The organism is Halobacteriovorax sp. JY17 (assembly GCF_002753895.1).
In the GTDB taxonomy this organism is placed as follows: Bacteria; Bdellovibrionota; Bacteriovoracia; order Bacteriovoracales; family Bacteriovoracaceae; genus Halobacteriovorax.
The window spans coordinates 103,287-121,375 of record NZ_NJER01000002.1; the positions used below are offsets into that span (position 1 = coordinate 103,287).

The 18,089-nt window shown below is 34.2% G+C and carries 18 protein-coding genes; 9 read left to right on the forward strand and 9 right to left on the reverse strand.

What is annotated here, in order from left to right:
- Positions 1 to 92 precede the first annotated feature (92 nt).
- The 9 genes from CES88_RS08865 to CES88_RS08905 all read left to right on the forward strand — a co-directional run bounded on the left by CES88_RS08865 (position 93) and on the right by CES88_RS08905 (position 8,689).
- The gene (locus tag CES88_RS08865) at positions 93 to 1,634 is read left to right on the forward strand and encodes an ABC transporter substrate-binding protein (protein WP_290733488.1); all 1,542 of its coding nucleotides are present in this window, start codon (positions 93 to 95) and stop codon (positions 1,632 to 1,634) included.
- Positions 1,621 to 2,604, forward strand: a complete 984-nt coding sequence (locus CES88_RS08870; RefSeq protein ID WP_290733490.1) for a 50S ribosomal protein L11 methyltransferase — start codon at positions 1,621 to 1,623, stop codon at positions 2,602 to 2,604. The genes CES88_RS08865 and CES88_RS08870 overlap by 14 nt, the downstream gene beginning before the upstream one ends.
- Positions 2,601 to 3,293: an RsmE family RNA methyltransferase gene (locus tag CES88_RS08875; protein ID WP_290733492.1), complete on the forward strand. Its 693-nt coding sequence runs from the start codon at positions 2,601 to 2,603 to the stop codon at positions 3,291 to 3,293. Before CES88_RS08870 ends, CES88_RS08875 begins: the two co-directional genes overlap by 4 nt.
- A 66-nt stretch (positions 3,294 to 3,359) precedes the next feature.
- Complete coding sequence (locus tag CES88_RS08880; RefSeq protein WP_290733494.1) at positions 3,360 to 4,112, forward strand: RDD family protein; 753 nt, start codon at positions 3,360 to 3,362, stop codon at positions 4,110 to 4,112.
- Complete coding sequence (rfaE2, locus tag CES88_RS08885) at positions 4,105 to 4,566, forward strand: D-glycero-beta-D-manno-heptose 1-phosphate adenylyltransferase (protein WP_290733496.1); 462 nt, start codon at positions 4,105 to 4,107, stop codon at positions 4,564 to 4,566. The genes CES88_RS08880 and rfaE2 overlap by 8 nt, the downstream gene beginning before the upstream one ends.
- Before the next feature lie 553 nt (positions 4,567 to 5,119).
- On the forward strand, positions 5,120 to 5,953 hold the full coding sequence (locus CES88_RS08890) for a flagellin (RefSeq protein WP_290733498.1): 834 nt from the start codon (positions 5,120 to 5,122) through the stop codon (positions 5,951 to 5,953).
- Between the two features lie 313 nt (positions 5,954 to 6,266).
- Positions 6,267 to 7,100 (forward strand): flagellin, encoded by an 834-nt coding sequence (locus CES88_RS08895; RefSeq protein ID WP_290733500.1) that lies wholly within the window; start codon positions 6,267 to 6,269, stop codon positions 7,098 to 7,100.
- A 120-nt stretch (positions 7,101 to 7,220) separates the two neighbouring features.
- Positions 7,221 to 7,925 carry a PilZ domain-containing protein gene (locus CES88_RS08900; protein WP_290733502.1) on the forward strand — a complete coding sequence of 235 codons (705 nt, stop codon included), beginning with the start codon at positions 7,221 to 7,223 and terminating at the stop codon, positions 7,923 to 7,925.
- The gene (locus tag CES88_RS08905; protein ID WP_290733503.1) at positions 7,925 to 8,689 is read left to right on the forward strand and encodes a metallophosphoesterase; all 765 of its coding nucleotides are present in this window, start codon (positions 7,925 to 7,927) and stop codon (positions 8,687 to 8,689) included. The genes CES88_RS08900 and CES88_RS08905 overlap by 1 nt, the downstream gene beginning before the upstream one ends.
- Here CES88_RS08905 and CES88_RS08910 read toward each other — a convergent pair.
- From CES88_RS08910 to CES88_RS08950, 9 genes are read right to left on the reverse strand one after another with little or no spacing between them, the layout of a single operon-like run.
- Positions 8,684 to 10,294 (reverse strand): AAA family ATPase, encoded by a 1,611-nt coding sequence (locus CES88_RS08910; RefSeq protein ID WP_290733505.1) that lies wholly within the window; start codon positions 10,292 to 10,294, stop codon positions 8,684 to 8,686. The two genes, CES88_RS08905 and CES88_RS08910, sit on opposite strands and share 6 nt — an antisense overlap.
- The gene (locus tag CES88_RS08915; protein ID WP_290733507.1) at positions 10,291 to 11,196 is read right to left on the reverse strand and encodes an NAD(+)/NADH kinase; all 906 of its coding nucleotides are present in this window, start codon (positions 11,194 to 11,196) and stop codon (positions 10,291 to 10,293) included. The genes CES88_RS08910 and CES88_RS08915 overlap by 4 nt, the downstream gene beginning before the upstream one ends.
- 3 nt (positions 11,197 to 11,199) lie before the next feature.
- On the reverse strand, positions 11,200 to 11,562 hold the full coding sequence (locus CES88_RS08920) for a response regulator (RefSeq protein WP_290733509.1): 363 nt from the start codon (positions 11,560 to 11,562) through the stop codon (positions 11,200 to 11,202).
- A 3-nt stretch (positions 11,563 to 11,565) separates the two neighbouring features.
- Positions 11,566 to 13,260 carry a HAMP domain-containing sensor histidine kinase gene (locus CES88_RS08925; protein WP_290733511.1) on the reverse strand — a complete coding sequence of 565 codons (1,695 nt, stop codon included), beginning with the start codon at positions 13,258 to 13,260 and terminating at the stop codon, positions 11,566 to 11,568.
- Positions 13,212 to 13,829 (reverse strand): hypothetical protein, encoded by a 618-nt coding sequence (locus CES88_RS08930; protein WP_290733513.1) that lies wholly within the window; start codon positions 13,827 to 13,829, stop codon positions 13,212 to 13,214. The genes CES88_RS08925 and CES88_RS08930 overlap by 49 nt, the downstream gene beginning before the upstream one ends.
- A gap of 8 nt (positions 13,830 to 13,837) precedes the next feature.
- Complete coding sequence (locus CES88_RS08935; protein WP_290733515.1) at positions 13,838 to 15,544, reverse strand: glycosyltransferase family 9 protein; 1,707 nt, start codon at positions 15,542 to 15,544, stop codon at positions 13,838 to 13,840.
- A complete protein-coding gene (locus CES88_RS08940; protein ID WP_290733518.1) occupies positions 15,531 to 15,674 on the reverse strand; it encodes a hypothetical protein in 144 nt (47 codons plus the stop codon). The genes CES88_RS08935 and CES88_RS08940 overlap by 14 nt, the downstream gene beginning before the upstream one ends.
- A 21-nt stretch (positions 15,675 to 15,695) precedes the next feature.
- Positions 15,696 to 17,348, reverse strand: coding sequence for a glycosyltransferase family 9 protein (locus CES88_RS08945; protein WP_290733520.1), 1,653 nt, complete (start codon positions 17,346 to 17,348; stop codon positions 15,696 to 15,698).
- 1 nt (position 17,349) lies between these two features.
- A complete protein-coding gene (locus tag CES88_RS08950) occupies positions 17,350 to 18,024 on the reverse strand; it encodes a hypothetical protein (protein ID WP_290733522.1) in 675 nt (224 codons plus the stop codon).
- Positions 18,025 to 18,089 lie beyond the last annotated feature (65 nt).

Here is an 18,089-nt window from a genome sequence, read left to right on the forward strand (position 1 = left end):
TTGTAAAAATCGACTTAAGCTAACATAATAATAATATGCACTTATAACAATGATGAGGATAAAATTTACTCGTTGCAAAACAGGGAAAGTTAATGCAATTTAAGCGACTTAGAAGATCTTTACTAATTTTAAGCCTAGGGCTTTTGCCGTCTATTGGGATAATAGAGGCAAAATCAATAAAAATGGCCATTTCATCAGCACCTTCTAACTTAAGTCCCTTTTATGCGACTGATGCTAATTCACAAAATATAAATCGCCTTGTTCATATAACACTTACTGATTTTAGTAAGGAGATGAGTTTTGTTTGTAGATTTTGCGAATCATACAAAGAAAGAATGGAAGGAAAAAAACATATAATAAACTTTAAGCTTAAAAAGAATATTAAGTTTTGGGATGGGGAAGTTGTAAGTGCAAAAGATGTGTATAACTCGTGGAAATATTTTACAGATAAAGAAATTATAAAATCTAAGTTTGAGTATGGCCTTAAACGAATTGTTGATGTGAAAATAATTAACGAGTTTGAGCTGGAGCTTATTTACGATAGTTTTAACCCTGATAATCTTTCAGATTTGGCGCTACTTAAAATTATTAAAATAAAGAAAGAAGATATTAAGCCAAATATTTCTTATAAAAGTATTGTTGGCGCTGGACCATATAAAATAAAGATCGAATCTGAACTAGAAGTTACTCTAGAGCCTTTAGTAAAGGGGAGAGACACGCTTGTGTTTAAAGTTGTTAAGGATGAAACGACTTTGGCACTAAAACTGATTAACAAAGAGATTGATCTTTCTTTAGCAACAATTTCTCCTCGAAAACTCTTCTGGTTAAAAGAAAATGTAGAAGGGATTGATTTCCATAATGTAGAAGGAACAAATCTAATCTATATGGGAATAAATCATAAGAATGAATTTCTAAAAGAGTTAAAGGTAAGAAAAGCAATCTCACTACTTATTCCGAGAAAGAAAATAATTAAATATAAACTAAAAGGGACGGCGAGCCCGGCATCTAGTTTTTTCTCGAAAGCTTTCACGGCTATGTATATTGAGAATGGAGTTGATGACTATAGTGAAAAAGAAAGTGCGAAACTTTTTAAGGAAGCAGGATTTGCTAAGAATGAAAGAGGAATATGGGCCAAGAATGGTAAGGAATTAGCTCTTACTTTTAGAGTTTCAAATAATAAGAATACAATTGAGACTGTTGAAACAATGAAGGATTATCTTAAAAAAGGGGGAGTTTTTGTAACTGTCTCTGTGCAAGAGTGGGGAACATTCTATCGTAACCTGAAGCAAGGAAACTTCGATTTAGTCATTGGCCAATGGGTGGGATTTACAGGTCCAGCAATCATGCGATTCGTATTTCATAGTGGTTCAATACCTCCTGATGGTGCAAATCGTGGATTTTTCGTAAATAAAGAGTTCGATAATTATATAGATAAGGCGACTGTAGAGCAGAATGAAGAGAAGAGAAATAATTACTATAAACAGGCTTTAGAGATTTCAAACCGTGAATATTCTTATATAAACCTCTGGCACCCAAATATTATATGGATAGGAAGAAGTTGTATTAAGAATATTGATATACAACCAAATGGGAGCTTCCTTCCGCTTTTAGATATGGTTAATGATTGTGAATGATAAGAAATTTTATGAAGTAAGAGTGGTATTTCAAAAAGTAACTCCAGAGAAATTAGAAGAGTTAAACTTTCAGGCGATGAATGAGTTCGATTGTGATGGCGTTCAAGAGTTCAGCATTGATGAGCCAACAGTTGATAGAATACTCGGTGAGAGGGCCTATTCTGGGGGAGATATTCCAGAGTCCGTTATTGATGAAGTTGATGGTGTAGCAAGCGATGAATATTTAAGTCTTGTATATTATTTCTATGAGTCAGAAAATATTAAAGAGAATGCTGAGACGTTCTTAAGTTTTGTGAAAGAGAAGGAGATAACTTCTCTAGTTGAGCTTAACGAGAAGCCTTGGGATGACTGGAATCAAGAGTGGAGAAAACACTACGCAGAAATAAATGTTCATGATCAACTTGTCGTTATTCCTGAGTGGGAAAAGGAAAAGACGACAAGAAAAGATAGTGAATGTGTATTTATCTATCCAGGAATGGGGTTTGGAACTGGTGAACACCAGACAACGTATCTTTGCTTGAAGCTTTTTATGGATACTCTTTCAAGTTTAACTAAAGAGGACTCGTGTTTAGATTTTGGCTGTGGTTCTGGAATATTAGGAATAGCAGCTATAAAGAAGCTAAATCTACCTGTTATCTTTTGTGATATCGATCCTCTTGCTTTAAATAATTGTTTGCAAAACTTAGAGCTCAATTTTGAAGGTAGAGATCTAACAGGAACTAGTCTTGTTAGCAGAACAAAGTTTGTAACTGATAGAAAACATAAATTGGTGTTTGCAAATATTTTAGAAAATGTTCTTCTATTAGAAAAAGAAGTTTTATTAGACTCTCTAGAGAGTGGAGGATTTCTTATTATTTCGGGCTTATTAAATCATCAGGTCGAGGGAATTATAAAAGAATACAATGATCTTGAAATGATTTCAGTTCTAAGTAAAGATGATTGGTCAGCAATTCTCTTAAAGAAGTTATGAGAGCAGTACTTTTAGAAAGAAAATTTACAATTGATGATATTGGAAAAGATCTATTGCTTGAAGGGGATAGTGCTCGCCACTTAATTAAAGTTATTAGAATAAAGAAATTTGAAAAAGTTCTAATTTTAAATGGACTTGGTAGTAAGTGTGAAGTCGAGATTAAACACATCGATAGAAAATCATTAACTTTTAATGTAATCACTGTTGAAGAGGTTGTCGATGAGAGGAAGCTTAGTTTATTTCTAGGTCTTCCAAAGAAAGAAGCTTTTGAATCAATTGTTAAGATGGCAGCAGAAATAGGGATTAAGAATCTCTACTTATTTAGAAGTGAGTATTCCCAGCAGACCATTGAAATTGGAGAGAGAGTTGAAAGACTCGAAGAAAGTGCAATCGTACAATCCAATAATCCTTTTAAAATTAACTTTCTTGAGGTTTCTTCATTTGAAGAGGTTTTTGAAAAATATCTAAATATCGTGCATTTTTCAACATTTTCAGCAACTAACTCTAATTCAAAAGTATTTGAAGGAGAGGTCTTGATGATCATTGGACCTGAAGCAGGTTTCTCGGGTGAAGAAGAGAAGACTATTAATGGATATGCAAATGTTACTACGATAAATCTTGATACAAATATAATGAGGGCGCCAACGGCTTTTGCCGTTGCAAGTGGCTATATATTAAAGAGTTTTTGATTGATGCTTTATGTCTTTTATGAGAACCTATAAAAAGACACTTAAACAAAATTCATGGGTGAGTTAATGGGAAATTTAAATTCAAGTGAAAACAAAGAAGTAAAAGAAGTTGTTTTTAATAGTGAGTTTAATTTTGATGATTTCGACTTTAAGCCTTTAAATGAAGGTCTAGGGTTTCACCATGAAGAAAGAAAGAATGGAATTCTTCCACAATCAAATAAGAGAAATCAACATATTTCAGTTTCAAGAGATACTTCATCCGCATCGAGGACTACAAACCTAGGTGTTAGTAATGAGGGAATCACGAGAAATGGTTTAGAGTCTATGAATTCTCTTTCAGCTTTCTATTCTGAGTCTCAAGTTGTTGAAGAGGCTCCAAAGTTGAAAGCTTCTGACTTTGCAACAAAGAAAAAGAAAGTAAAGTCAGCGGCTCCGATATTACAATTTTCTGCTTGGTTAATTGATGTGGTTATTGTCGCAGCAATTAGTGCAGGTCTAATGTCGCTCTTTGTTCTTGTGTCGGGATTATCTTTTTCTAAGTTTTATGAAATTATAGGTGCAAATGATTTAGCTATTTTTGGAAGCGTATCTTTTTCAATTTTCTATCTTAGTTATTTTTCTATTTTAGATTTACAGGCAACACCAGGAAAAGCTTTACTAAAGTTAAAGTTGGCCAGAGAAGATGGTAAATCTACTTTGCTAAAAGACAGTTTTCTTAGAGCATTTATAACAATTCTTTCATTTGTAACTTTAGGATTACCTTGTCTCATTGATTTTCAAGGTAAATTAACAGATACAAAAATTATTGAAAATGTTTAATCTATCCGCAGAAGCAAAGAAATTCCTAGAAGATAATAAAGAGAAGAAAATTGTATTTACCAATGGTTGCTTTGATATTCTTCATTCAGGGCACGTTGTTTATTTAAATGAAGCAAAGAAGCAAGGTGATCTACTTTTTATGGGATTGAATTCAGATGCAAGTATTAAGAGACTTAAAGGTGAATCACGTCCTATAAATAAAGAAAAAGATAGAAAATATATTCTCGAAAATCTTCGTTGTGTCGACTTTGTTGAGGCCTTTGAGGAAGATACTCCTTATGAACTGATAGAAGCAGTTCAGCCAGATGTTCTTGTTAAGGGTGGAGATTGGAAAATTTCAGATATCGTAGGTCATGATATTGTTACAGCAAAGGGAGGAGAAGTTAAAAGCCTTATTTTTGTGGATGGATATTCAACAACGGGAATTATTTCATCTGTTCAGGGTAGGGAGTAATCCTACGTGATTATTTCAAATGGCAGTAAAATAATAAGTGCTAAGTTTAATGATGAATACGATTACATACTACTTAACGAAAGGCCTTCGCATAATTACATTTCTCTTCCCAGTAAATTAACTCAAACTCTCTTCTTAAAAGCTTTAAGTAATTCTTTAAAGAGAAAGCGATCAGTTTTTATTATAAGTTCTATAGAAGGGCTGAATTTGGATTCACTCTATATCAATACCAATAAACACTTCTTCTTTGATCAAAATTATATATTCGTGAATTTATCGATTCGCTCAAAAATATTTAAAATTAAATATTGTGATGAGCTTTTTAGTTTTAGTAGAATGACGAATCTTTTTAGAGACTTGCAAGTAGCCGAGTAAAGCAGTCCACTATAACCCATTGTTTTTACGGCAAATTTTTCCACTTTTTACTCAAGTATATTTCCGAGTAACCGTTTAGGTTATTACCTGGCTCATGTGGGGTGAGCCTTTTAAAGATCAGACACGGCTGTTTGATTCAACTTTTCACGGAGGTAAAATATGTTTCGAGGAGATTAAAATGGGTTTAAGAATTAACACAAATGTACAATCATTAGCAGCACAGAGAAGTTTAGGAATCGTAAAAGAAGAGCAAGGCGCAAATCTTGAAAAGATGGCTTCAGGTAGTAGAATTAATAAAGCAAGTGACGATGCCGCAGGTCTAGCGATTAGTGAGAAACTAAAAGCAAATATCAGAGGGTCGCAACAAGCGAAGAGAAATGCTGGAGACGGTATCTCTATGATTCAAACGGCTGAAGGTGGACTAAACGAAGTATCAAATATTTTGGTAAGACTGAGAGAACTTTCAGTACAAGCAGCTTCTGATACTATTGGTGACCAAGAAAGATCGTTCTCTGATTTAGAATTCCAAAACCTTGTACAAGAGGTTGATAGAATTGCTGGATCAACTAAGTTTAACGGACGTGATCTATTAACTGGTGAAGGTGAGACGGCAGACTTTCAAGTTGGAATTATGAATGATGATTTCAATGATAGAATCTCTTATAGACCACAAGATTCAGCTGCTTCGGCAGATGCAATTGGTATCGCTGGTTTAAGCGTAGGTTCTAAAGAAGGTGCTCAGGAAAACTTAGAGAGTATCGATTCAGCGTTAAATAAAATTAACGGGAATAGAGCAAACTTAGGTGCTTTACAGAATAGACTTCAATCAACGATTTCTAATCTAGATGTAAAGAATGAAAACTTAAGTGCAGCCAATTCTAGAATTAGAGACACAGATATTGCGCAAACATCATCTGAGTTAACTAAAGCGAATATTCTAACTTCTGCTTCAACTTCGGTTCTAGCACAAGCGAATAGCTCACAAAATGCAGCTCTAAAGTTAGTTGGTTAATAGTTAGTACATTAAAAATTCAATTAAAGTCAGAAGGCCCCTCTTATATAGAGGGGCCTTTTTTATTTTCAATACATTTGCCATAATTAAGTGCCATTTTTTTCATGCCAATATTGAGTAATTACATTAATAGCAAATACCGTACCAAAAAAGTTTCTTCATAAGTCACTAATAATATTAAAATTTATCATTTTTTTAGAGATTAACCGAGCGAATGGCTAAAGTATTTTCGTGAGTGGGCGATAAAGTTATTGTCTGACAAAAAAGGTCGGACGGCTTAGGGAAAAAAATAAATATTCTTAGGAGGAATATCATGGGTTTAAGAATTGCAACGAATATGGCATCACAGTCAGTTCAGAAAAATTTAAGTGAAGTGTCAAACAAGAGTCAAGAAAGTTTAGAAAAACTTTCATCTGGTAAAAGAGTTAACAAGGCATCTGACGATGCAGCAGGTTTAGCGATTGCGACTAACCTAAAAGCTCAAACACAAGGCCTTAGACAGGCTACGAGAAATGCGAACGACGGTGTTTCAATGGTTCAGACTGCAGAAGGTGGTTTAAACGAAGTTTCAAACATCTTAGTACGTCTAAGAGAACTAACGATCCAAGCCGCTTCAGATACAGTTGGTGAAGACGAGAGAGGTTTTCTAGACCTAGAGTATCAACAACTATCAACAGAAGTAGATAGAATTGCAGAGTCAACGACATTTAACGGAACTAATCTTTTAAATGGCGAAGGTGGAGGAGTACTTGATATTCAAGTAGGAACTTACTCTGGAGAACAAAATAGAATTGGATTCGATTCCGATGCTGCTAATGCAACTGCAGATGAAATTGGAATTGGTGGAACTTCAATCGCTGATAAAGGTGATGCCTTAGATGCGATCGAAAATATAGATGGTGCAATTAAAGCAGTATCAGGTCATAGAGCAAACTTAGGTTCAATTCAATCGAGACTACAGTCAACGGTTGCAAACCTAGAGACGCAAACGATCAATCAAGAAAGTGCAAGATCGGTTATTGAAGATGTGGATGTGGCAGCAGAAACTGCAAGCATGGCATCAGCTAATGTTGTAAAAAGTGCGGCAGTTGCTTCACTAGCTCAAGCTAACCAAATACCGAACTCAGCATTAAGATTAATTGGATAATTAAAAAATGTGGGTGCTAGTCACCCACACTTCCTAAGCCCTAAGGAACGAAAGTTCCACTTAAGCCCAACCCACTCTTGCTACGGTAAGGGTGGGTCTTAGGGAAGGAAAGGAAATAAGATGAGTAAGCTACTAAAAATTGAAGACCAAGAAATTATAAAGAATGAAATACTTGAAGCCTTTAAGAGCAAGTATTCTGTTTACGCTTGGGGTTCGTTTGGTGGTCACATCGTTAAGGCAGATCTTCAATTCAAATCAATCAAATTCAATCAAAAAAGAATTATTTTATCTCCAACAGCAATGAGTAGATCATACCTAGAAGATCTTCTTGGTGGCAGTGGAAAAATTAATATCGCTGTACCGCAAATGTCACTTTTGTTTGAAACTGAATTTATGGGTTATGATGATGACCTAATAGTTTCTTTTCCAAAGTTTCATAAGTTCTATGATAGACGTAAATCAGAGAGAGTTGACCCATTCATTCCGATGAATATAAATATCAAACATAAAGGACTAACTTTTAAGAAGTCTTGTAATGATATTGGCGTTGGTGGTTTTTCCGTTATTTTGACCAAGAATGAAATGAAGAAGTTTGATATTGGAGAAATGATAGAGGATGTAGACGTCTCATTTCCACTTAAAACATTAACATTAAAGGTAAAAGTGGCAGGACTTGTTAAGCTAAATCCTTATCAAGATGAAAAAAATCCATATGGGGGCTCTCGCTTGTCTCTAACGTTTGAGGGTAATACAACACTCGTCAAAAAAGAAATTCTAAGATTGATAAATGGACAAAAAAAACTAGTCTGTGATATTGATAGTTAATGATCATTACTTCTATTTCTGATGTGCACGTAAAGGAATCCTCAGACACTAATTTTTCATTATTAAAAAAATTCTTCGAACACGAGAGCGTGAAAGCATCCAACTTTATTATCTTAAATGGGGATATCTTCGACATATTAATTGGAGGGAAAACACAATATCTTAAGAAGTACAATGAGTTCTTTCACTTGATAAGGTCCGCAGTAGAAAGAGGGACAAAAGTCGTCTATATCGAGGGGAATCATGACTTTCACATTGAAAGACTTATCCGAAAATCAATAAAGAAACTCAAGCTAGATAAGTCGATGTTTGTTCACGTAAAAACTTTCTATGACATTTCCGTGGATAATAAAGTCGTGAGATTTACACATGGTGATGACGTTGAAATAGAGAATGAAAAGTATAGAAAGTATAAAAGAACAATTAATAATAAAATTATGAAATTTCTTGGAGATTATATTGTCCCTTTTCATTTGATAGAGTGGATAGGTCATAGGGCCTCGAGTAAGTCTCGAAATAATAATCTACATAAATATGAGCTGAGTCCAGAGGGACAAGAGTTTGTCAAAAATAAGTTTAGAAGATCGTCGGAAGTGTATTTGAAAAATCACCAAGAGGTAACGGGTCTTGTCTGTGGACATAGTCATTGCAAAGATTTTTATGAACTAAGTGATGATCGATTTTATATAAATAACGGATTTGCTCCGTCCTCAAAAACGTTTATTTTCGTTAGTGAGAGTGGAGCAAAGTTTGTAGATTTATAATTGCGCCATATCTCTAATATACTGTTCTCTTTCTCTAGTATCGACCTCTGATGTATAAGAGTAAGTTCTATTTTTCTCTTCTTTCTTGGATACATCAATTAAAGTTTTTGAAAATTTAGCAATTTGTGGCAGGTGGGTAATAGCAATTACTTGTGAAGCCGTTGATACTTCTTCAAGAGCTTTTCCTATAGAGATTGCAGTCTCTCCCCCTATTCCAGTGTCAATTTCATCGAATAGAAAAACGGAAACAGTATCAGCTTTAGACAAAATTTGTCTTAGAGAAAGAAGAATTCGGGAAAGTTCACCACCTGAGGCGATCTCTTTCACTTTAAAGAATCCTTCTCCAGAGTTTGTTTCTGCGTTGAAAGAGATTTTAGAAATACCGTTCTTGGAAAGAGTTTTTGTTTCCTCTAATTCAACTTTTATTGTGGCACCACTCATTCGAAGTTTTCTAACCTTCTTTGTTAGTTCAATAGAGAGTTTCTTTGAAAACTCTTTTCTACTTGAATGGAGTGCATTCGCCTTTGTCCAGCAGAGCTCTTTAACTGAATTTATTTTCTCAGTCAGTTTCTTAACTTCAATATCAGAATTTTCAAGCAATAAGTGTTCTTCTTTAAAATTGTTGTAGATAGACTCAAGTTCTTGGGTTTCCACATTAAACTTTCTTTTAAGTTTTTGATAGGAATCAAGTTTTTCAATGATTTCTTGTAGCTCTTCGTCATCATGTTCGAAGTCCAATTTTTTTGAAATCGAAAAAGATAGATCTGATAATAACTCTTTCGCGTCGGCCAATAGTTCAGATTCCTCATTAGATAAGAGATCATAGCGACTAGTTTGGAGATCAAATTTATTTATAAGAGTAAGTATACTATTGTTTGATTCACTTAAAATATAGTTGGCCTCAGTGAATGATTCTGCCTTTTTTTGATGATCTAGTATTTGGCTTTTCTTGGCGATAAGAGATTCTTCTTCTTGAGCACTAGGATTAACTTTTTCAAGTTCTGATATTTGAAATTCAAGGTAGTCTTTTCTTTGTGACTTTGTTTTATTCATTTCAACAAGTTCTATTAGTTGACTCTCAAGTAGTGAAAGATTTTTGTAGAGAGTTTGAAACTCTAAAGTCTCTTGTGATTTTTCGCTGTAGTCATCTAAGAGCGCCATTTGATAGTCCTCACTAAGAAGTTTTTGATTATCAAACTGACCGACAAGATCCACGTATCTCTTAGAGATTGTGGTAAGTGTCTGCAAAGAACATTGTTGAAAGTTTAAGTAGGCCTTTGATGAGCCTTCACTTGTGATGATTCTTTTGATTAGAATTTCGTCTTCAGAAAAAGGATGACCAAGGTCATTGAAGTAAGCTTTGATTTCAGGGTGTGAACACATGAAAACGGCCTCAACAGTTGCGAACTCTTCGTTTTTTCTTATTATCTTCTTATCTGCCCTTGTTCCAAAAATTAATTGAAGGGCGTCTAGAATTAAGCTCTTTCCTGAACCTGTTTCTCCGACAATAACATTAAATCCTTCGGAAAAGTTAATCTCTTGATTAACGAAGGTTGCAAAATTATTCATTGTAAGAGATTTTAGGATTAATTTTTCTTTTCTCATCTACTTTCTCGCTGTCCGTGTGTAAGCTTTTCTTTTAAAGTTTGGAAGTATGTTCTGTCATTGTTTTTAATTATTTTGGCGTAGCTATTTTTCACTTTTGAAATTTTTACGATACATCCTTTTTCTATATCTACAGCTTCCTGACCATCAAGAGTTAGGCTTAAGTGACTTTCTTTAACAGGAAATTTAACTTCGATTTCTTTGGTATCAGGTATAACTAGCGGTCTATGGTTAAGACTATGTGGACAAATAGGGGTTAGAAGTAAGGCATTAACTTCAGGATGAGTGATTGGCCCTCCTGCAGCTAATGAGTAGGCTGTGGACCCTATCGGAGAGCTTATAATAAGTCCGTCTCCAGAAACATTAAATATTAACTCTGAGTCACACTCTACTGTTAATGTGAACATTCTAGAAATATTATTTTTATTAATAACAACATCATTAATAAAATTTCCTTTATAAATATCCTTCCCTCTTCTTGTTACAGTAACTCTATAAAGTTGAAGTTTGGCAATATTGAATGTTCCTTTGAGTGTATTTGCGAGTTCGTCAAAGTATTCAATTTTTGAAAATTCTGTAATGAATCCAAGTCTACCCATATTCACCCCAAAAATTGGAGGTGAATTCTTTGTACACTTTCGGCTTACTCCAATTATTGTACCATCACCACCTAAGGTTATAATGAGATCTAATCCGTTAATTTCTTCTTCTTCAATGAAGTTGACGTTCTTTGGAATTTTTTGAAAAATTGTTTCAATTCGTGATTGTTCTTTTACAAGGAAAGATACATTCTTTTTTCTTCTTATTAGCCATTCAGTTAAGTTTGGTATCGTTGTTGAAAACTCTGATACATTTCTTGGCTTTAGGAGAATACCAATGTTTTTAATTACTTTTGAATTCAAACTTTACTCACTTTTTAAAAATACCATTAGGGCATCTTCAATATCCTCAAATGGTTTTCCAAGAACTTTACATCCATATGAATTAGCTTTCTCTAGTATTTGTGGAGAGCTGTAGGCCGTAATGATTACAAATACCTTACCAATTTCTTCAATATTGTACTTCTTTTTCGACTCTTCGATAATATCAAATCCTGTAATATCTTGAAGCATCAAGTCACAGATGACGCGATCATATTGATTACTTAGAATTTTTTCAATGGCCTCTTTACCTGTTGAGGAAACGTCAACTTCAGCGCCTTTCTTTTCAAGCAGGCGTTTTAATGACTTTTGAATTAATAACTCGTCTTCTATTACTAAAATATTCATTACTTATGTGATTGGTAGTGTGAAAGATACACTAGTACCAATATCGTCCTTTTGAGTGATTTCGATTGTGCCATTTAGTTTTTTAATAAGGTTTGAACAGATACTAAGCCCTAGGCCAGTTCCCTTCTCTTTAGTGGTTATGAAAGGTTTAAAGATTTGCTCTCTTAATTTGGCCGGAATTCCAGGACCAGTGTCCGAAACATTAATTTCTATTCCCTCAAGTTTCTTTATAATTGTGATTTCTATTTTCTGATTTCTAAATTCAGTGTGCGCACTTTTAATGGCTTGAGAACTGTTAATAACTAGATTAAATAAAATCTGAGAAACCCACGTTGAGTTTGAATTTATAATAAAATCTTCTTCACTCTGGAAATTATAGAAATTTAAATCTTTTGGGATTTGTTTGCTTTCACTTTTGGTGAGCAAAATTGTTTCATTTATAACATCTCTTATATTGAATTTATCATAGTGATCTTCCTCTCGGTAGAGCTTTGAGAAATTATCAATAATTGTTTGACACCTTTTACTGTTGATAGAGATATCTTTAATTATTGAGGACATCTCTTCATCGAAATCTTCAAGTAATAAAAGATCAGAGGCCATACTAAGCCCAAATAGAGGATTGCTGAGTTCGTGCTTTAAAGTGTTGAGTAGTTCACCCAGGAGTGAAACCCTTTGATGATGATAGATGTCAGAAGTATTAGACTCATTATCAATACCAATTTCAAAAAATTTCTTTCCAGATAAATTCTCTACAGAGTTTAATTCATCTAAATCTTGAATGTCGGTGAACCTCGCGGCATCATTAAGGGGTGTATTGTCTAAAAAGAGAGGATTGGGATAAGTCTCTAATAAAGACTTGTACACTTCTGTTCTAAGCTTATTTAATGAAGCAATGAGAATACTTTGAATTACGTCAGAAATAAAACTTACTGAAGAATTAAAAATATTAATCTCCATATCTGATGGAGGGAGAAAGTCATTCCTTGAAACGATAACTAGAATTGAATGCTTAGATAATTCAATGTCTTTTGCAAGAAAGGTTCCTACAACACCAATGTCTGATTCTAGAATTTGAGATTGATTAAAAAGTTTGTTCTTACTTTTTTTAACAAGATTAAAGATTTTACTGAAAGTTGTTACAGCAATTTCTTTCTTACTATGACCTAGATTTGTATCATAGAAGAATGTTTCTATGATGGGACTACCCTTCTCGTGAATTATTATTTGGCACGATTGATAGGCCTTGAATAATTTTGATTGTAAGATATATTCAGGTAATTCGCTTGTGTCCTTAATTTTCAAAGATTGATTTAAAATAAAGTTTTTAAATTCTAAAATTTCAATGAATAATTTTAGATCCGAGGAAGAATTTTTAGAAATATTAGAAGTTGTAAGTGAAGAGTATTTTCTCTTCTTATAGTTTTTACCATCATATCTAGCATTTAAGAGCTGGTAGATGGCCTTAGGAGATGTCTTAGAGGAAATTTTGAGAACAGGTTCACCAATAATTGAGCCGCCTCTATGAATATCGTAGAGGTTATCATTTAGGTAAATAGAATAATCAGAATGAATTTGAGACTTAGTGAATTCAATATTTGGAGACGCTGCAAATACACCGCCTCCTATACTTTCAGATAGGTATAACTTTAAAGATCTCTTAGTTTTTTTAGCTCTGGTATGGCCTTTATTTTCCACTGAGTCAGGTTATCTATAAGTTCATACTCTAGCAAGTCGTTCAACATAATTATGTCGTTTTTCTCTTTCGCAGGGATAAGCGCTTTCATAATAGAGAGAAGGTGAATTTCTAGAGTTTGAAACGTATTTGTATTCTTCAATTGCTCTTGGTGTCTTCTTCTCACTGTCTTATAGATTTTAGCCATTAATTGTACATATAGATCCATGATTTCAACAACTTCACCGAACATCATATTGGCTTCGTGTTTCTTGTTCTCACTTTGAAATTCAGAGTAAAGACTAATCTTCTGGACAATAGTATCAATATAAGATGAGCAATCGTTTAGTGCATCAAATGCAAGCTCATAGCTACTTGTTGTTGAAAAGTTGATGTCCTTATATCTTTCTACTGGCAGAGTAAGGGAAGATTGCTCTTCTTCATATGAAAGTTGAACGCCATCAATATCAATGGAAGTAATCACTTCATCATCGTGAAGAACTTCATTTAAAACAAAGTTCATTAAGTCATTCACGCTGGCATCATGCTCTGGTTTATTAATTGTTTTGTTGTTAACAGTTACTGAGACCATCCTGGTTCCTACCTTATTGTTGCTTGAGGTTTAATATTTTTATTTCTTTGATTCTGAGTAAGTGTCTTTTCACATAGTTCGTACATTACACTTGTTACATTTGCTTGATCATGAAAAGAGTAAAATGAGCTTTCAGTTAATTCTACTAAATTTTCTCCATGAAGATTTGCTCTAGAGACTTTTCCAAAGTTTATTATTGGGCTTAGCTGTGGATATGTTTCTGAGACAATATCTGATAAGCGTTCTATTTCATCAACCTTCTTAGAGTAATCTTTAATTTGATTGATATTTGGAGTATTCGATGAAATTTCTTCAAGAATGTACCTTGAATACTTTTTACCAAACTCACTTAATTCAAACAATTGCTGTAAACCCTGCATATCTTGAAGAATCCTCTGGTGTGTTTTATCGCTTATTTCTGGGAAGTCACTATGAGCTTCGACTTCATTGATAATATAGCTCCAAGTAATCATAAAGAATTTTTGAATTGTTTCAGTATATGTTACTTCGTTACCGAGTACTGATTGTAAGCTAAGTAAACCGAGGTTGTTGTACTTAGATCTAGAGATATTGATAGAGTTTAAGTGAAAGTGAGAAAGGTTCTTATTAAGTAACTCTTTAGTAACTTCTTCACCTTTAGATACCAACGAAAGAACTTCATTCACGGCCTGGTAGGGAATGTCTGCATGACATTGATAGAAGTCACATGAAGTGTCTGGCTTACATGGAAAGCATTTTGTCTGCGGTGACAAGCTATAGGCGCCATCGATATAGGGTATTGTTTCTCTTGTTCTTACTGGACCAAGTGAAATTGTAATAATAGGAATCTTCTTTAAAGAAGCTAAGTGACTAACCATTGAATCGTGACCAATAAACATAGAGTCGTCATCAAATAAGTTCTTAAGCTCTGTTATATTATGCTTGCCTGTAAGGTCTACAATTCTATTAGAGAACGAACTTAGTAGAGGGCTCGATGTTATTTTTTGGCAAGCCTCTCTGTCTGACTTGGCACCAACAATAAAGACTTTCTTTGATTCATTGTCTTTTAAAAATTTAAAGATAACTTCAACCCACTTCGTGTCACTCCATACCTTTTTCTTGTCAGAAGCGAACGGATGAATAAAAACTTTATTCTTTGGTCCAGAATTTACAGTGTTGTTTTCATCTTTCTTAGGAGCCACGCCAACAATAAGCTTGTAGAGGTCTACTAAGTTAAATGAATTAAAGCTTGTTTCTAGAACATTGGCATAGAGGTATTGTGACCATTTATCTTTAATCTTAATAGAGGCATCTGTATCATAAACAGGACCGACTTTATGATTGGCCTTAATTAGGCTCATTAGATAATTGGCCGTTTTTGAGTAAGATAAATTTATACAAACATCAATATTATGAGAGGAAATTCTATCTTTCAGTTCTTTTATATTCTTTAAAGAGTTTTCAAGATTAACTACAGGACTTTTTAAAACTAAATCTTTTAGATCAATGGTAATACATTCGTCGAATACTTCTTTAATTTGCTCGGTGAGGTGGTTCGCAAACTGCTTTCTCGCAATAAGAAGTAGCTTGTATTTATCACCATACTCAGCCCTTAGGGACTTAGCCATTTGAATTGTCTGTATTATATCTCCTAGACGGAGAATCTGAACAATCGCGATTGTCTTTTGAGCTTCTTGTGGAGGTATGTCTACACTGTCTTTCTTAGCTGTTTCCATGTCCTTCCTCTTCTAATAATGAGGCCAGGAATAGTACTTCGAGGTCATCTTGAGTTAGAGCAGTACCCGCTTGAGTACTTTTCTTTATCTCTTCGATTTTAGCTACAACCTCTGTTGCGAAATTACTCATACACCTTCCTTGGCATAAATATTATAAACTTGCTTGGTTAACTCTATTCGACGCTTTATTTTCAATTGCCGAGTTAGCTTCATGCTCTCTAGAGTTTTCTTCAATCGTTCTAAGAACTTCATAAACTTTTTGAAGTTCATTCTTCATCTTATATAAGTGACCCTCTACTTCTTTAACTGAATCTTCTAGTCTGTTAGAAGCAATCCCTTCAAGTCTTGCTCTTAAGAAAAGGCTTGGGATCGCCGTCATTGTAGAATCTTCACTGTGTGACAGTAGGTGACCTAATGAGTTTATAAAACTCTTGGACTGATTGGCACCTTCTCCAATTTGGATTAATGAGCGAATCGCACCGAGAAGATCTTTTGTAATATTTGTTACAGCTTCTTTTTCATTTGCAATCCATCTCTTAAAGTTTTCCCCTTTTAGCTCTAGAATCATTTCGCAATATGAATGATCATCCTTTGCAAGAAGAGTTTTTGAAAGATACATGCGAGAGGCAATTCTCTGGGCCTCTATTTCTGAATTTACTTCTCCCTTAACTGCAAAGTAGGAAGTACCTAGATTATCTTTGTAAGGTCTATAGAGAGTATAGCCTTCGCTTATCTCTGTATTCTTGAAGGACTTTAGTCCGAGTAGAAGTAGAGTTGAATTAACTATATCGTCGGATTTTAAGTCAGATGTCGTGTCATTTTTTGAGAAGTGTCTATCTTCAATATTTTTTGAAAGAATAATTGATTGCTCATTTATAGAGCCTTGCTTAAGAAACGGAGAAGCGCCTAAACTTACTTCTACACAAGGGGTTTGAACTAAATCACTTAGGTGCTTAATAGCCGTATCTGGAGTAATTAGACAATCGAGATTTACAACAACACTCGTTAAGGCATGAAAGTCGGACTCGACAGAAACAAGTCTTCCTTCAAAGTGATCATTTATATGTGCAGCCTTTTCTTTTTCTTCATCTGTAGGAGCGACTAAAAGCATTGTTACAACATCTCTCTGATGTAGCTTTTCAATGACTTCAATAATCACACTCTCTGGAATATTCTTTGACTCTTCAGATGTGAAGAGCTGAATACCCACTACTTTCTTATTCTTTCCTTCTTCTGCTCTTCTTAAAAAGTTTATATTTTTAGATGCATTCTCATTATGGTTAGTACTAGTTTTTAATTTGATACCATCTTTAACAGGAGTAACTCCGAGCATATTGTGATAGATATCGTTAAAGTGGATAGGTGAGAACTCGAGCTCTGTGACGACATCGTTTAGAAGCATTCCCCATTCAGAATTATATGAGTTTTTCATTTCTTGGGTGAAGCTTAGCCCAACTCTCTTCTCTGTCTTCATAAGAGATGTAATGTGAGTAGAGACCCTATCGTTTGAGTAGTTAATGACTTGGTCCCATTCTTTACTCGTGACAGGTTGCAGATCTTTGCTAAATTCCTCTAATGAGTAAGCATTGTTAAATATATCACTTTTACAAACTGTAATTATTCTCTTTCTATCAATTGTGAAAATATTTGAGAGACCCTCAATATTTAGAGCAACTTTTTCAAACTCTTTGTAGATAAGAAGAGATACTTCGTACTCACCACTTTTAATCATTGAGTTGATAAGGTGAGTAGAGCTATAGATATCTCCAAAACGTCTTAAATTTACTAGTAGTACTTTCTTCATTTTACTCTCTACCTTCTAATTCAAGTGATCCTTTAACCATTTCTTTAAATGCCATTAAAAAGTGATCGTTATTATTGACGGGAGCTTCTTTGGGATAAAGACTCTCGTCGATTGCGGACATTAAGTCGAGGTTAGGGTTTAGATTTTTTATGCTTTCCTTAACATCTTCGGTGCTAAGGTAGTCAGAAAAACTTCCAACTGTTCTTGGTGCTTTGTATGAAAGTAAATTTTTAAAGTAGTTTTCATACAGATTGAAGCTTGCTGGATGACTTATTATTCCTGGCTTATTAAGTAGATAGTTCACAAACTCTTTCTTCTTATAAAGTTCGGAAATCTCTTCGGCGGAATAGATTTGTATATTTGGATTGTCTATAAAAGAATACTTCTTATAGTCTGAATATACTTTCTCATTTGGTTCGATAACGACAATTCTATATTCTTGTCCCCATTCTTTTTCAAGGAGCAGTATGGCTTCAGCTATATGGTATCCGAATCCAAGTCCAAGAATAAGAAGCTCGTTCTTCACTTTCAATAAAGAAGTATTCTTGACCATAAGGCCAGCTGCCTCTTTTATAGGGTTATAAATTGAGTGGAGGTGAACATCATTAACAACAGGAACTTTGTGTTCTGTTTTAGAAACTTTAACTTCATACCTATATAAAGATAGCTCTTCCATGGATTTATCCTGAGTGTTATATGATTGTGAATTTTCTGTATTTGAATGATCAGACACGCTTGCTA